The sequence below is a fragment of the Sorangium sp. So ce590 genome (assembly GCF_051521365.1).
GTDB lineage: Bacteria > Myxococcota_A > Polyangia > Polyangiales > Polyangiaceae > Sorangium.
Map to the genome: position 1 here is coordinate 3,365,619 of NZ_CP150346.1, position 14,862 is coordinate 3,380,480.

Consider the following 14,862-nt stretch of genomic DNA (forward strand, 5'->3'; position numbering starts at 1 on the left):
GACCTCGAGACCCAACTTTCCGTTCTCGGGACCCCCCTTGGCGGATCTCGAGACCCCGCTTTCCGTTCTCGAGACCCCCGCCGGAGGTTCGCGAGAGCGGATTTTTCGTTCGCATGACCGCCGGCGCCGTTCGGCGGACCGAATTTTTCGAGCGCCGGAGCCAGCCGGGCGTGCGCGCGGGCCGAGCTCGGGAACCGCGGTGCGACGAGGGCGACGGTCTCCCTGTCCCGCGCCGATCCGGAGCGCTGCACGAGACGCTCATGACAGCCTCACTCGCTGGGTGGCGATCTCCCTGGCTTCCAGACGCCTCATGGCGTCACGCAGCGCGTCGATGGCCTTTGTGCGTCGCTTGTAAATCGTGGAGAGAGGCAGCCCTGCGTCTTCGGCTATCTGGGCCATCGAGACGCCGTTCAGGTCGTGTTCTACGAGCACAAAGCGCAGCTCCGGATCGAGCTCGTGCATCGCGTCGATGGTGCCGGCCCTGATATTGTCGCATTCCATCACAGTAGCAGCGTCCGGCGCTGGATCGAGCACTTCGATCCAATCGACCAACTCCTCCCTCCGGCGCTGCGCACGCTCGTGGTAGCGCGAGGCAACGTGTACGGTGATCGCGTTCAACCAGCGTTCCGGCCTACCACGCTTCGGATCGAACCTGGGCCAGCTCTCCCAGGCGTTGACCCAGACTTGGCCCGCGACGTCGCCACGATGGCACCGTGGGACCCCCAGCCGCTCCAGCCAGCGCAGCACCGCGCGAACCAGCGTCGGGCAAAACAAGCGCGCGCGCGCGGCGGCGCGTTCGTCTGCATTCGGCGAACGACACATGGCTTCACCCCCCGGGGCGATCTCCCGTCCTAGGATGATGGCTCGCCCGCGCGTTCATGCGGCACCGGAGCTGTGTCGCATGATGGCATCGAATGGAACGTGCATCGCCGAGCGCATGCCCATTTCCGCTGAACGCGAGGCGCAGCCGCGCTCACCCATGGCTCCCTACTCCTGGAAGTGTCGTGTTCAGCGCAGAGCGTTCAATGTCATCCCAATCGGATCCGCGTGCAGGGCTTTCGCCACCCTCTTCGCGCTGCAGCGGGAAGCTCGTCAGCGTGGCAGCGCGACGCGCGAGCTCGGCGCCCGCCTCGGCGCGAGCAGGCAGCGGCGACCGCAGCCGCGGCCGTGGAGGCGGCGGGAGCTTCGCCCGTGGGCTCCTGGACGCAAGCTCGGGAGACGGCACCACGGGCGGAGGAAGGTCGAGCGCGCGAGGAGGTATCGTGGGCGGAGTCGGCGGCACCGCGCTCGGCGCCGGTAACGACGCGGGACGCGCCGAGCTCTCGCGCTTGGTGACGGGCTCGCCGAGCTGGATCACCACGGTCTCCTCCGCGTCCGTTCGGTAGTCGTCGTGTAGCCGCCACAGGCGCTCCCAGTACCGCGCCGGCGTGCCGGTGAAGGTCTCCAGCTGCCGCGCGAGGCCGGGCGTCATGGGCAAGTCGCTCCTCAGCAGCCGCTCCACCTCCCTCGGTTCCAACCCCGTGCTCTCGGCCAGCTTCCTCCTCCACGAAGGCGTCGTCGCGCAGAACGACTCGAGGACCCTTCCTGGCCAGGGGACGGGGCGCGCGCGGGCGTCTGTCAGCTCGGCGAGCGCCGCATCGACGTGACAGTCGAGAAGGCGCCGGGTTCGGTCCCGCTCCCCCGCTGCCAGCTCCTTCGCATCGGTGAGGGCCGCCTCCTCGTCATCCTGCGCGTGCTCGCGCGCCTCGCGAAGCCCGCGCTCTCGTCCCAGCGCTTCGCGCGCGGTGACCGCGAAGCCGATCGCGACGCACGCGATCATCGCGAGCCCGAGCGGCGACACGAGCCACATCGCAGCCAGCATGTCCTCCATGATAAATCTCCTCCTGGATGTGTGCATTCCTATGCAAGGCAGATCTCGGCCCTGTGCTGTCTGGTCTGAAGACACCATCAGCGTCACCGTCAGCTCGCCGTCGATCGACGGCCGACGATTCAGCGAATGTGCCTGAACAGCGCTTCGCGCTCCGCTGCGAGCCGACCGCGCGGAAACTCCCGCGCATGGGCTTCGAGCAGCAGGCGCGCCTCGTGATCGCCCTCTCCGTCGTTGTCCTCGATGGCCCTTCTGGCCTGGCCGATCAGGCGCATCTCGCGTGCGGTGACCGCTGGCCACACGGGGCTCCCCGGGGACGAGATACGAGGTGCTGTCGTCACAGAGGGCGCGGGCGTGCCGCTCACCACAGCCTCACCGCGCGCGCTGCCTATGGCCGCCGGCGACGAGCTCTCGGGCGCGGCGGGCGCGGCAGCGGACTGCGCGCTGTCATGTGAGCCCCGCGCCGTGACGTCGTCTGCTGCGGGCGCGCGCCCAGGTGCGCGGAATGCCGCCGGCTGCAGCCACGATTCCGCGCTGGGCAGCGGCGGCACCGCCGAGAGGAGCGCGCCGGTCAACACGACGAACGCGCCCTGCACGACGATCCTCACGCCCAGCCGGCGCAGCCGGGCCGTCCACGACGCACGGCGGTCCAGCCCGAGCACCAGCGGGACGCAGGCGCTCTCGTCCCTACCGTGCGCGGGTTGCTGGGCCCTCCACCGCTTTGAAGCCGCATCGAGTCGATCCCAGGCCCGGCGGTGCTGCGCCCTCACTGTGTCCAACGGGACGTTCAGCTCGGCGGCGATCGTGGAGAGCGGTGTCCCCTCCAGCTCGTGCTTGACCAGGAGATCCCGGTCCTTGGGGCCGACCCGGTCGAGCAAGTCCCGGGTCAGCTCTTCTCGCTGCCGCAAGCGCAGCAGTTCCTCCGGCGTGGGGCATTCGTCTCGCGGATCGCGCTCCTCGAAGGACGTCAGCACCTCTCCGCGGCGGCGCTCGTTCCGCCTGTGCCTCCGTGCCTCGTTGAGGGCGATCGTGAGGAAGTACCGCGCCGGATCGCCGCTCAGCTCGACCCGCCTCGCCACTTCCAATCCCCGCAGCAGCGCGTTCTGCGCGACGTCCTCGGCGTCGCGCGCTGGCACGCCGTGAAGCCTGGCCAGGCGCCGGAAGCGGTTGAAGCTGAGGAGATGGGTCGCTGGCTTGCCCACGGTAGGTAGCATCCCTGAGCCGCTCGAAACGGTGCAGGAAAGCGCAAGGAGCGGCGACTTTGGTAGCACCATGTGGTACCGATGCATGTGTTCAGGTGCTCGAGTCCTCGCTGCGCTGCCGCGAACCGGCGATCGCATTGCCGCACCCGAACGCAATTTGCCACTGTCAGGGCCACTTTGCATCGATTCGCACCCGTTGACGCCGCGCGGCTGGCGTGAGTACTGTCCAACCATGCGATGTTCCGCATGCGTTCTGCTCTTCTCTGCGCTCTTCGTCGCAACCGGCGCTGCGAGCTCGGCCAGCGCGGAGGACACCTATCCGGAGCCAGGACCACGTGACGGCGCGACGGTGAAGGACCATGTTCGCCGCGGTCGCAGGGCACGCAACGCCGGGCAGTGGACCGAGGCATACGCCGCCTACAAGGCCGCCTTGGAGGCAGCAGACCCAGCGTCCAGCACGGAGCGAGAGCGCGCGGAGCTCGCCGGCGAGCTTGGTCTCTGCGAGCTCGCGCTGCGCAAGTACCGCGATGCCGCCGAGCACCTGGCCTTTAGCCTTGAGCAGCGCACGGCGCTGCCGCTCGCGCTTCAGCTACGATTCGAGAAGGGAGAGCGCGAGGCAACATCGCACGTCGCGACACTCGTGCTCTCGGTCGATCCGCCGGATGCCGAGGTGCTCGTCGACGGCAAGTGGGTAGGCCGGGTCGCGCGGACCTACAAGCTGTTCTTGGAGCCCGGCCAACGCATGGTGCGGGCCCGTGCACCGGGCCGCCAGGATGGTTTCCATGAGTTCGGGGCTGTGGCCGCGACGGCGTACAACGTCAGAATGCCGTTGCCGCGTTTGGCGGTGAGCCAAGCTCCGGAGAGCGCGCCGGGTCCACCGAAGGAAACGCCGAAGACCAGGAGCTCTTCGCCTGCCGTGCGGGGCCGGCCGCCCAGCCCGTGGGCTTCCTGGCCAGGCGCCCTGCGCATCACCGGGTTCGGGTTGACCTTGGCGACAGGCTCGCTCGGTGCGGTCTTCATGGTTCGTGCGAGGGCCGCCGACGGAGACCTGGACGAGCGGAACGCGAAGCTCGACGCCGTGGGCGTCTCTCAAGGGGTATGTCGGGAAACGCCGAAGCCCTCCGCGTGCGGCGAGCTGACGAGGCTCCAACGACAGCGAGATCTCTTCGCCGGGCTCGGCACGGCGATGGTGGTGACGAGCGGTGTGGTGGGCGCTGCGACTCTGGCTTCGTTCTTCACGGACTTCTCTTTACTGCAGGCTGAACCGACCAAAGCTCGGGTCGCGCTGGTGCCGACGGTCGCGCCGACACAGGCCGGCCTCGTGGCGTACGGCGCGTGGTGATCAGGGGGCGAGGACATGTCTCTTCTCGAACCGCGACGAATGCGGCTGCTGTTCGCTGTAGGCGCCGTCTCCACGGTCGGCGCGGGCGGCCTCTCCGGGTGCGCTTACTACGACGATAGCTGCTACGACCGACGCCTCTGCCTCACACCGCCGACGTCTCTCTGTGACGGCGACCCCACCACGGCGCCGGCGCTCGACGAGTGCGGGGTGTTCGTCAGCGAGCAAGGTAACGACAGCAGCCCCGGCACGAAGGATGCGCCCGTGAAGACCTTCCAATATGCGGTCGGCCTCGCCGCGCACGGGCGAGGCCACGGCGAGGCAGCGACCCGGCGCGTGTACGCGTGCGGGGGGTCGTTCGAGGAGAAGATCACGCTGCCCTCGGGGGTCGACCTCTGGGGCGGCCGCCGGTGTGACGGCGGCGGTTGGTCGTATGAGGGATCGTTCGGCGGACCGGATCACCCAACGATCATCGCTCCGTCGGGGGGGATCCCGCTGCGGGTCCTCGGGGTGGAGGAGACAGCGCTCGCGGGGGACGACGCGGAGTCTGTGATCTTCGGCGTGCGCGTCGTGGCGGCGGACGCCTCGGCGCCCGATGGCAAGTCGTCGATCGCAATGATCTTGAGCACGGGGGCCAGGGCGATCGTGCAGGACAGCATGATCGTCGCGGGCGACGGCATGGACGGGGAGCCGGGAGAGGACGCGCCGAGCGTCCGCGCGAAGGACGGCGAGCCGGGGAACAACGGCGTGCTCGCCTGTACCGTGGACGCCGCCGTGGGCGCCCTTCCGGTGGTCACCATGTGCGGCGACGGCATCGAGTCGACGGGCGGCTACGGCGGTGACGGCGGACTCGAGTCGGGGGGCGATGGCGCTGCGGGGCAGCCGGTGCCCGCGGAGAATACAGAAGGCAAAGGCCTTGGAGGCACTGGCGCGGGGAGTGTGCGTTGCAGTGTTGGCGAAGACGGGAAGGACGGGCTTGACGGCGGTCGCGCGGTTGGCGCGATGGGCATAGGCCAGCTCAGCATGGATGGCTGGATCGGCGTCCGGGGTGAGGACGGGAAAAAGGGCGGCGTCGGCCAGGGGGGCGGCGGCGGTGGCGGCAGCAAATCGCGAGGCGATATGATGGCGTGCCCGGCGGGCCGACCTCAGGCCGGGGCGGCCGGCGGCTCGGGAGGAAGCGGCGGCTGCAGCGGCCAGGGAGGCAAGGGCGGCGGCTATGGCGGGGCGAGCATCGGCATCATTGCGTTGCAGGGGAGCGCGCTGACGCTCGAGCGGACGGAGGTGTTTGCGGGCAACGGCGGCGGCGGTGGGGTTGGCGGGACGGGCCAACCGGGCGGCTTGGGTTGGACTGGCGGCCCAGGTGGCGGAGCTATTGGTGAGATCTGGCCTGCTTGCCGCGGAGGCCGAGGAGGCAACGGCGGCCGCGGAGGCGATGCCGGAGGTGGCCTTGGCGGCCCTTCGTACGGCGTCGCGTCCATCGCTGCCTTCGTGACCTTCGGTCCGGACGCGCCCGCAACGGCCGGAAGAGGTGGGGACGGGGGTCTCGCCGGCAATGCAGCGCCTGATGACCCCGTCGGGATGGGCCTGCAAGGCGAATCCATGACTTATCGGCAATTCGAAGTCCCCGATCTCCCACCGCCCCAGTGAATGTCCCCCTTCACGACACGACATCGAGGGAGAACGATGCGAACCACAAGAGCGATCCATCTGTCCCCCGCGCTGCTGCTCGTCGCGGCCGGCTGCGGCACCGCACCGGGACCCAACGAGCCGGGCGGAACGGGATGCGACGGCACCTCGTCGTGTCAGGGTGACGCGCCGACAGAGTCGTTCTGTCTCGAGCGCCTCGCCGCGGACGTGTGGGAGGATGGCTGCGGGGTGTTCGTGGCCGGCGTCTGGGGCGACGGCGACGACACGAACCCGGGTACGAAGGAGCGGCCCGTGCGCACGTTGCAGCGTGCCGTCGAGCTCGCGCGTGCCGCACGAGGGCGCGTGTTCGCGTGCGCCGACGGCTTCTTCGGGCCCCTCGCGCTGCCTTCCGGCGTGGATCTGATCGGTGGCTTCAGCTGCATCGACTGGAAGCGGATGCCCCGCTTCGCGCCCTCGATCCTTCAGATTAGAGCTACCGACGGCATCGCTCTGACCGTCGTACCGGCGAGCGCCGGAGACACGGGAGCCGCGGACGGGGTATCGACGATCGTCGACATGCGGTTCCAGTCGGGCGGCCCGATCGGAATGCTCGTGCAATCCGGTACGGCCGTGGAGCTCATCCGGAGCGAGGTTCGCACGTCGTACGGATGGGCAGGTCACGAAGGGGAGGAATGGGACGGGCTAAATCACGCAGCGATCGGACCGGATGGCGTGTACGGCGACGATGCGTGCTCGGCAGACACTGTCTCCGGCGGCTCGGCGGTGGTGAATCGGTGCGACGGTGGAATCCCGAGCGTTGGGGGCAAGGGAGGTGACGGGCTCCCCGACGGCGCGGAGGACGGGGATGACGGGGAGCCGACGCCAACTCCAGACGCCACGCACGCTGGCCGGGGAGGAGGCGGGGACCTGCCAGGCATCCATTGCAACGGTGGAAACAACGGGATCTCCGGCATGTACGGCGTCGTAGGCACTGCGGGTCAGGGCATCGGGCGTATCACCGAGACAGGCTGGGTGGCCGACTGGGCAGGCGACGGCGGCAGGGGCATGCCGGGTCAAGGCGGCGGAGGCGGCGGCGGCCGTCGAGGGGGGCTCACCGCGTGCGGCGTGGCCGCCAAGGGAGGCGCCGGCGGCGGCTCGGGAGGCGCCGGCGGCTGCGGCGGCAGGGGCGGCCGCGGGGGCGAAAACGGGCACCCGACCATCGGCATCGTCGCGCTCCACGCCAAGCTGACGCTGCGCGATAGCGTCGTCACGACCATCGACGCGGGCCCAGGTGGCAACGGCGGGGAGCCCGAGGAAGGCGGCGAAGGGGGCCGAGGCGAACTAGGCGGCGCCGTGGGGGACGGCACATGGTCCTGTCAGGGTGGCGACGGCGGCCGAGGGGGCGACGGTGGCTACGGCGGCCCCGGGCGCGGCGGCGACTCGATCGGCATCGCCTACCTCGACGAGGACCAACTCACGCTGGAGGGCGTGACCTACGAGCTGGGGCTGCCGGGCCAAGGCGGCACGAGCTGGGATTGGTCGGGCGACGTGATCACGGGGGAGGACGGCATCCAGGTTGAGACGCAACGTTTCCCTGAGTAGGGTCGACGCAGAGGCTCTGTGAACACGCACCGGTAGCGCGTTGGCGGCGACGCGCCCGGGCCTTCGGGATACCGCACGTGAGCCTGATGTCAGCAAGGTGGACGGTCGCGCCGAGCTCCAGGAATCTTACTCCAGGCGGCGGCGCCGAGCCCGCGCTCGAGGAGCGCGCGGGCGACGTGGCCCAGCTTGAGTAGGTGGACGGCGGCCTCGCCGAGCTCGTCGACATTCGTATCGACCGCCCACCGCCGCGCGGGAGGTACCGGTAACGGCCTTTCTTCCAGGGAAGGGCTACACCGGATCCACCCAAGTCCACTTGGGCGAGAAGAGGCACATGTAGATCGTCGCCTCGCCCATCATCAAGCCGTCCATATCCACATCCGGCACCACCTCGTTCCCGAGCTCCGGCGGGATCGGCTGGTAGCCAGGGTACGTGGCCTCGATCTCTTCTGCGACCGCCCCCGGCATCTCGTCGGGCTCGCCCGTATCGTGGATCCCATAATAGGGCCCGAGGAGGCTCACGTGGAAGCTGAGCGAAGCCCTGCTGTTGGGCGAGGGAACGGGCTCCAAGTCCTTGGGGCGATAGATGCGGGCCGAGTACGCCGGGTCGCTCCCCCCTGCCACAAGGCTGAGCGACTCGTTTTGAAGGCCGTATCGTTCGTACATGCGGTGGATCATCGCTTCCCACGTTGGGTACTCCGCTCGCCCGCGGTTTGCGGCTTCCACCAGGCGGCGGTGCTCCTCCGTGTCCTCCCAGACGGGGTCGCCCGGAGGCACATAGATGCGGTGGATTTTATGCACGCCCCGCGGGTAGAAGCGGTAAACGACGTCGAGCAGCTCAGAGAGAGTTGTCTTCATGGATTTACTCCAGGCCGCGGCGCCGAGCCCGCGCTCGAGGAGCTCGCTGGCGACGTGGCCCAGCTTGACCAGGCGGACGGCAGCCGCGCCAAGCTCGCCGACATTCGCATCGGCCGTTCACCGCCGCGCGGGAGGTACCGGTAACGGCCTTTCGTTCCAGGGAAGGGCTACACCGGATCCACCCAAGTCCACTTGGGCGAGAAGAGGCACATGTAGATCGTCGCCTCGCCCATCAACGCCCCGTCCATCGCCACGTCCGGCACCACCTCGTTCCCGAACTCCGGCGGGATCGTCCGGTAACCGGGGTACGTGGCCTCGATCTCTTCTGCGACCGCCGCCGGTATCTCGTCGGGCTCGCCCGTATCGTGGATCCCATAATAGGCCCCGAGGAGGCTCACGTGGAAGCTGAGCGAAGCCCTGCTGTTGGGCGAGGGAACGGGCTCCAAGTCCTTGGGGCGATAGATGCGGGCCGAGTACGCCGGGTCGCTCCCCCCTGCCACAAGGCTGAGCGACTCGTTTTGAAGGCCGTATCGTTCGTACATGCGGTGGATCATCGCTTCCCACGTTGGGTACTCCGCTCGCCCGCGGTTTGCGGCTTCCACCAGGCGGCGATGCTCCTCCGTGTCGTCGTAGAATGGCTCGTTGGGAGGTACGTGGATGCGGTCGAAGTTATGCACGCCCCGCGGGTAGAATCGGTAAACGACGTCGAGCAGCTCGGAGCGGTCTATCACCATCATTTCGTCACCGAGGCGCCGAGCCCCTTATACTTGAACTTGAACGCAGCGTCCGCCGCGCTGCGAAACCTTTCGCAGAAGATCCCCGGCGGGAGATTGTAGTCCATGCTGTATCCGACCTCCTCCGTGATCTCCTCGCTGAGGCCGGCTGCACGGACTGGATCGATTTCCCCCATCAACTCAGTCCGGAGCGGCATCTTGATGGTGAGAGGACAGTACCACTCGTTGGTGCCGTCTGAAAGCCTGTGCTTGAATTTCAGGTTGGCCTTGGCCTCTTGATACCCGCCGGCCTTGCCCCGGCCGTCATCCTTGACGGTGGTGACAAACGGGAAATCCTCCGGATCGAAATTTACGTATATGATGCGAGCCATTCCAGGCGAACACTTCGAGCTGCACGCATCGCTACAGGTCAAGGCGATCGCTCCGTCTCCGGCTGTGTCGCCGACTTCGGGGCACGGGTCTGGCGGGCTCGTCGGGCTACCTGTCGGCCTCTCCGCGCTGTCGCTGTCGCTCGGTCTCTCCTCTTCGTCTTCGAGTTCCCACTCGTTGCACGCGATCTTGCGCTCGCCGCCACCTTGGGGGTCGGCCCCGAAGTCACCGGATGCGGCGGAGGTGTAGATGGGGCGGGGCTCCGAGCCTGGACCGGCACCTGCACCCGAAGTTCTTTCCCCGACAGGATAGCAGTCTCCTATCGTCCAGTTGCACGCCGCCAGCGCCCAAACCGCGATGACCAAGATCAATAATAGAACTTTTCTCACGTTCATTTCTCACTCCATCGAAGCACAGGACCAGCAACAACGACGACGGACACATAGCCCGGGAGCACCAAGCTGCCCCGACCGACCCAATCCATGTTGACGCTCACCGACACCCCAGCGGTCCGGCGACGTACGCGTTGGTCTGCGCGTGGCCGCCTACGGCCAAGCCACCGACGCGGCCGCACAAGGTGACGCCGCACGCCGGCATGACGTAGAACGCGACAGACGGCCCCGCGCTCACGTTGCCGTCCTTCCACGCGTACCCGATGTCAACCGAGGTCTGGTTGTAGACCCCGGGCCCGTCCTCCTGGGTCGGGGGTAGGATCGTGCACAGGTCGTGTACCGTGAACAGGATGTCTCTCTGGATGGGCCACGATATGCCCGCGTGCGGCCCCACCGCGAGGCGCGAAACGGTACCGGCCTGGAGCCACCCGAGGCTCACACCGGCGCTCAACTCGGACGCCTCTCCTTGCGTCGGTACGACGACGAACGGGGGGACGACCAGGACCGCCCATGGGATCCGCCGGCTTCTTGTGCCCATCATCCCCCTCTCGCCTCTCCTCAACGGACGACCAACGTGGCGGTGCGGGCCATTCTTCTGATCACAGGATCGGCGTCAAACGGAATCTAGACGACAACACTACACGGACCAGGGGTCGTACCGTCCAGAGCGTGAGCCAGGGCGTAGCTGCCTGCGCGGCTCGCGTGCTCGTCAACCTGCCGGCACCGGAAGCCCGGCCACGTCGCGTCAGAGCGCACGGACGGCCTTGCGCCCCGGGGATGCACGACGTCGCCCGCGTGCCACGGCCACGACCCGCCGCGACACCCTGGCCAGGCCGCCGCCGCGGTTGACGGTGCGATGGGAGCCGCCACGGCGAGAGGTGGCCCGGGCTCAATCAGGCACCTGACGGGGCGCACGGCATCTACGGCGGGGATGCGTGCTCGGCAGCCACCGTCGCCGGCGGGCCCGCAGTGGTGAACCCGTGCGAGGGAGGGATCCCGAGCGTCGGAGGCTCCACCCGTGTGCGAACGAGGCAAGCGTCCCGATCGTGCGCCCGCTCATCGAGATCCGCGGAGATCCCGCGACGTGCGGCTGGAGTACAAGGGTGCCGGCGGTCGGGCGGACGAAGCCCCGGCGCGGGCGGTGGGTCGCGGGGGTCGGCGGGCGGGACCCCGGGGCGGCGGGGGTCGTCCCCGGCTCGGGAGGTGAGCGTCCCGAGGGGGATGAGGCGGGCGAGGTGGGGGATGAGTCGGGCGAGGTGGGGGATGACTCGGGCGAGGTGGGGCAGGGAGCGGCAAGGCGACCGGGGAGAGCGGAAGGCCTGGGCGAGGAGAGGAGGGGGTGTGGTAGAAGAGGGCGGGAGCACCGGCTGCGAGCGGTGGAGTGACGCGGAAAACCCGGGGGGCGCTCGCAAGGCCGGCAGGTGTTTGAAAAGACGATGGATTTCGAGATGGCCGGGGGCGCGCGGGGCGGCCCCGAGTGGCCGGAGCGGGGGGTGGGACGGGGACCTCTCGCAAACCGGGTTGCAAGTGCGCGAAATGTTAGGTAGGTCTGGGAGGCCTCTCTCCGCCGCTGAAAGGCGGCGGCCCCATTGAAGCGCTGTAGGCCATCGGCCCGCCCTTATCGATCGCCGTCTCTCCGCCGCTGAAAGGCGGCGGCCCCATTGAAGCTCGTCGCGCAGCACGAACTCGTTGAACGCCGCGGGGTCTCTCCGCCGCTGAAAGGCGGCGGCCCCATTGAAGCTATGTCGCACAGGTAGGACGCAGAGAGCCCGAGCACCTCTCCGCCGCTGAAAGGCGGCGGCCCCATTGAAGCTGCGGCACCGGGAAGGCTCCCCGCGGCGCATCCTCGAGCTCTCCGCCGCTGAAAGGCGGCGGCCCCATTGAAGCCCCAGGAACAACCGCATGCGGTTACCGTAGGCGCGCGTCCTCTCCGCCGCTGAAAGGCGGCGGCCCCATTGAAGCCGCAACCAGGTACGACACTGGATGGCGCTTTTAGCGCTCTCCGCCGCTGAAAGGCGGCGGCCCCATTGAAGCTCCTCGTCGTCGCCCTCGGCGAGCGCGCGGAGGGCCTTGCTCTCCGCCGCTGAAAGGCGGCGGCCCCATTGAAGCGCCGGATCCACGTGGTTGTGCTCGTCCCGCAATGGTCCTCTCCGCCGCTGAAAGGCGGCGGCCCCATTGAAGCAGCGCCTCGTCGTTCGGTCCGAACGTCCAGTCGCGCTCTCCGCCGCTGAAAGGCGGCGGCCCCATTGAAGCGCGTCGAAGATGAACGCGGGGACCGCCCCGCGGATCTCTCCGCCGCTGAAAGGCGGCGGCCCCATTGAAGCGGTCGCACGAAGATGGCAGCCGCAGCCGCACGGGCTCCTCTCCGCCGCTGAAAGGCGGCGGCCCCATTGAAGCAAGGGGACTCCGGTCATCTCGAACTCGAGCTACAACCCTCTCCGCCGCTGAAAGGCGGCGGCCCCATTGAAGCTCAGTCACTGTGTCCAGGAACGCGCAGCAAGGCGGCCTCTCCGCCGCTGAAAGGCGGCGGCCCCATTGAACGTGGATTTCGCGCCCAGGGGGCACGAGCGAGCCGAAATTGCGGTGCGAGCCGCGCTTAGCCAAAAGAATGCGGTTTGAACTACAATTGGCTGCGCCCAGAGCATCACGAAGGCACACGCCCCCCTTACCCCCCACGAATATTTCGGCTGGTTCCATGCTCAATTGAGCCAGCGGGCGAGCTGCGAGCACGTCGGCACGTGCAGGGTCGTGCCCCGAGCCGACCGGGCCAATCTTCCCGGAACGAGGATCAGCGCGCGGCGCAGCCACGGCGTTCGCCAGCTCGCCAGGTGCGGAACGTGCTCCAGCACATAGCGGCGCATCAGGTTGGCCGTCAGCAGCTTCAGCAGCAGCGCGGCATGATTGGCGTTGAAGCAGTGGCTCGGCACGCGACCGCATCCCCACCCGTGCTTGAGCTCGCCAATGAGCGGCTCGATGCCCGCGCGCAGGTCATACCGCGCCGCGACGTCTTCCGGCGCTTCGACCGGCTCGTTGGTCAAAAAGACCTGCACCGTGTAGTCGAGCCCCTCCCAAAGGTAGATCTGTTTTCCATTCTCCCGGTCGCGTGTGCGTACGGCGATGACGCGGACTACATCGGGCCAATCGCGGCGCCTGAAGGGGACCTCGGTCACCTGCCGGCGAGGACGACCGTCGGCATCCCAGTCGATGGTCCGCCATCCGGTGGCGTACGCGACTCTGCCCACCAGATCGGGGCTCATCCGCGCCTTGGTCAGGAAAAAGCATCCCTTCGCAGCAACGGCGTGCATCAAGGCGCTGCAATCCCCAGCGCCATCGATCCGTACGTAGATGGCCGCACTCGGAGCTGCGGCGCGCGCGCGATCGATGCACTCCTCGACGAAGGGCACATCGGCTTCGCCGAAGCTCGTGTCGCCCGGTCGCAGCTTGGCCCCGACGATGGCGTCGACCTCGGCGATACGCGCCAGGATCGGATGATAGCTCGGCCGGCCGTGGTAGCGCGGGTTCGGGCCCGGCCGTGCCCCCTCCTGCATCCCGAAGAGCGGCTCCACGGTCGTGTCGACGTCGATGTGCACGAATCGGTGCTTTCGACGAGCCACGAGGGCAAGCCCATGGTCGACGACCATGCTGTGCAGCACCTCGAGCGCATTGTCATCGAAGCGGCACAGGTCCCGGTAGACGGTGTCGATGCTCGGGACGACTCCGCCGGCGAGGCGTGCGAAGAGCGGATCGACAGCGAGCGCCTCGATGCCGAAGACGCGCTCCTCGCCGGCGAGCGCGCTGTCCATCAGCAGGCGCATCTGCGCGGCCATCGGGTAGATCACCGAGCGGCCCGTCTTGAGCCGGAAGAACCTGCGGCTCAAGGCCGCGTCGACGCCGAGCTTCCGGAGGAAGGCGCCGAACGGGGCAAGCCCTGCGATGCCCGTCAGGTTCTTCTCCGTGGGCGCGAGGTGAATCATGGCAGGGTTTGGCCGCCGGATTCGCTCCTGGTGCGGCCCGTCGCCTTTCCTCTTGAGCCCGAGCTCGCGCCGGCGCACCTTGCAGGTGCTCGGCGTGTGCCTTCGTTTGGTCATAGCAACCCGGACGGGTCGCCACGCCGAGCCTTTCTTTCAAGGCGTTCCTTTTACTGCGCCGGATTTCTCACGCCCCGGATCGGATTTCTGGGCGCGAAATCCACGTTGAAGCCTGCGCCTGCTGGCCGATGGCGAGCCGCCGCACCCGGCTCTCCGCCGCTGAAAGGCGGCGGCCCCATTGAAGCTTCTACGAGCGCCTTTTCGATGAGCCGCTCCCGGCGCTCTCCGCCGCTGAAAGGCGGCGGCCCCATTGAAGCGGTGACGCCCTCCTCCTCGTCACCGGTCCAGGTGTCCTCTCCGCCGCTGAAAGGCGGCGGCCCCATTGAAGCGAGCTCGCGTGGCAGGCCTGCCGCGGCGTCGGCGGTCCTCTCCGCCGCTGAAAGGCGGCGGCCCCATTGAAGCAGGAACGGGCTCTGCGCGATGAGCTCCGCGCGAACCTCTCTCCGCTGCTGAAAGGCGGCGGCCCCATTGAAGCTCGAAGGCGGTCCACGCGGGTTCGCTCACGTCGCCGCTCTCCGCCGCTGAAAGGCGGCGGCCCCATTGAAGCTGCTGCACCGTCGTGACCGCCCACCTGTCGAGCGGGGGCTCTCCGCCGCTGAAAGGCGGCGGCCCCATTGAAGCCTGGATCTGAAACTTCGCAGCGAAGTGGTCGATGATGCCTCTCCTCCGCTGAACGTGGATTTCGCGCCCAGGGGGCACGAGCGAGCCGAAATTGCGGTGCGAGCCGCGCTTAGCCAAAAGAATGCGGTTTGAACTACAATTGGCTGCGCCCAGAGCATCACGAAGGC

11 protein-coding genes and 2 CRISPR repeat arrays are annotated in these 14,862 nt (G+C 68.4%); of the genes, 3 read left to right on the plus strand and 8 right to left on the minus strand.

All coding sequences use genetic code 11. The features are described from left to right. Positions 1–258 precede the first annotated feature (258 nt). The 3 genes from WMF28_RS12845 to WMF28_RS12855 form a co-directional block, all read right to left on the minus strand. The gene (locus WMF28_RS12845; RefSeq protein WP_437602479.1) at positions 259–822 is read right to left on the minus strand and encodes a sigma-70 family RNA polymerase sigma factor; all 564 of its coding nucleotides are present in this window, start codon (positions 820–822) and stop codon (positions 259–261) included. A 151-nt stretch (positions 823–973) separates the two neighbouring features. Continuing rightward, complete coding sequence (locus tag WMF28_RS12850) at positions 974–1,870, minus strand: helix-turn-helix transcriptional regulator (protein ID WP_437602480.1); 897 nt, start codon at positions 1,868–1,870, stop codon at positions 974–976. Positions 1,871–1,989: 119 nt separating this feature from the next. Then, positions 1,990–3,384 (minus strand): RNA polymerase sigma factor, encoded by a 1,395-nt coding sequence (locus WMF28_RS12855; protein ID WP_437602481.1) that lies wholly within the window; start codon positions 3,382–3,384, stop codon positions 1,990–1,992. 34 nt (positions 3,385–3,418) lie between these two features. Between WMF28_RS12855 and WMF28_RS12860 the strand changes: the two genes are divergently transcribed. From WMF28_RS12860 to WMF28_RS12870, 3 genes are read left to right on the plus strand one after another with little or no spacing between them, the layout of a single operon-like run. Beyond that, positions 3,419–4,411 carry a PEGA domain-containing protein gene (locus tag WMF28_RS12860; protein ID WP_437602482.1) on the plus strand — a complete coding sequence of 331 codons (993 nt, stop codon included), beginning with the start codon at positions 3,419–3,421 and terminating at the stop codon, positions 4,409–4,411. A gap of 15 nt (positions 4,412–4,426) precedes the next feature. Continuing rightward, positions 4,427–6,055: a hypothetical protein gene (locus WMF28_RS12865; protein WP_437602483.1), complete on the plus strand. Its 1,629-nt coding sequence runs from the start codon at positions 4,427–4,429 to the stop codon at positions 6,053–6,055. A 36-nt stretch (positions 6,056–6,091) separates the two neighbouring features. Beyond that, on the plus strand, positions 6,092–7,636 hold the full coding sequence (locus tag WMF28_RS12870; protein WP_437602484.1) for a hypothetical protein: 1,545 nt from the start codon (positions 6,092–6,094) through the stop codon (positions 7,634–7,636). A 288-nt stretch (positions 7,637–7,924) separates the two neighbouring features. On the opposite strand, the gene WMF28_RS12875 is transcribed toward WMF28_RS12870, so the two are convergent. The 5 genes from WMF28_RS12875 to WMF28_RS12895 all read right to left on the minus strand — a co-directional run bounded on the left by WMF28_RS12875 (position 7,925) and on the right by WMF28_RS12895 (position 14,074). After that, the gene (locus WMF28_RS12875) at positions 7,925–8,491 is read right to left on the minus strand and encodes a hypothetical protein (RefSeq protein ID WP_437602485.1); all 567 of its coding nucleotides are present in this window, start codon (positions 8,489–8,491) and stop codon (positions 7,925–7,927) included. 167 nt (positions 8,492–8,658) lie between these two features. Further along, entirely contained in the window at positions 8,659–9,228 is a 570-nt protein-coding gene (locus WMF28_RS12880; protein ID WP_437602486.1) for a hypothetical protein, read from the minus strand. Further along, entirely contained in the window at positions 9,225–9,989 is a 765-nt protein-coding gene (locus WMF28_RS12885) for a hypothetical protein (protein ID WP_437602487.1), read from the minus strand. Before WMF28_RS12885 ends, WMF28_RS12880 begins: the two co-directional genes overlap by 4 nt. Positions 9,990–10,086: 97 nt before the next feature. Beyond that, positions 10,087–10,437 (minus strand): hypothetical protein, encoded by a 351-nt coding sequence (locus WMF28_RS12890; protein ID WP_437602488.1) that lies wholly within the window; start codon positions 10,435–10,437, stop codon positions 10,087–10,089. 1,109 nt (positions 10,438–11,546) lie between these two features. Then, positions 11,547–12,528: direct repeats of the CRISPR family, unit length 36 nt; unit sequence CTCTCCGCCGCTGAAAGGCGGCGGCCCCATTGAAGC. 157 nt (positions 12,529–12,685) lie between these two features. Further along, positions 12,686–14,074 carry an IS1380 family transposase gene (locus WMF28_RS12895; protein ID WP_437602489.1) on the minus strand — a complete coding sequence of 463 codons (1,389 nt, stop codon included), beginning with the start codon at positions 14,072–14,074 and terminating at the stop codon, positions 12,686–12,688. A gap of 149 nt (positions 14,075–14,223) precedes the next feature. After that, positions 14,224–14,696: direct repeats of the CRISPR family, unit length 37 nt; unit sequence CTCTCCGCCGCTGAAAGGCGGCGGCCCCATTGAAGCG. Positions 14,697–14,862: the final 166 nt, after the last annotated feature.

Excerpts from the sequence above, each read along its gene's own strand:
- WMF28_RS12845 (WP_437602479.1), bottom strand. The coding sequence starts at position 822 with ATGTGTCGTTCGCCGAATGCAGACGAACGCGCCGCCGCGCGCGCGCGC.
- WMF28_RS12880 (WP_437602486.1), bottom strand. The coding sequence starts at position 9,228 with ATGATGGTGATAGACCGCTCCGAGCTGCTCGACGTCGTTTACCGATTC.
- WMF28_RS12885 (WP_437602487.1), bottom strand. The coding sequence starts at position 9,989 with ATGAACGTGAGAAAAGTTCTATTATTGATCTTGGTCATCGCGGTTTGG.
- WMF28_RS12870 (WP_437602484.1), top strand. The coding sequence starts at position 6,092 with ATGCGAACCACAAGAGCGATCCATCTGTCCCCCGCGCTGCTGCTCGTC.
- WMF28_RS12895 (WP_437602489.1), bottom strand. The coding sequence starts at position 14,074 with ATGACCAAACGAAGGCACACGCCGAGCACCTGCAAGGTGCGCCGGCGC.
- WMF28_RS12865 (WP_437602483.1), top strand. The coding sequence starts at position 4,427 with ATGTCTCTTCTCGAACCGCGACGAATGCGGCTGCTGTTCGCTGTAGGC.
- WMF28_RS12875 (WP_437602485.1), bottom strand. The coding sequence starts at position 8,491 with ATGAAGACAACTCTCTCTGAGCTGCTCGACGTCGTTTACCGCTTCTAC.
- WMF28_RS12850 (WP_437602480.1), bottom strand. The coding sequence starts at position 1,870 with ATGGAGGACATGCTGGCTGCGATGTGGCTCGTGTCGCCGCTCGGGCTC.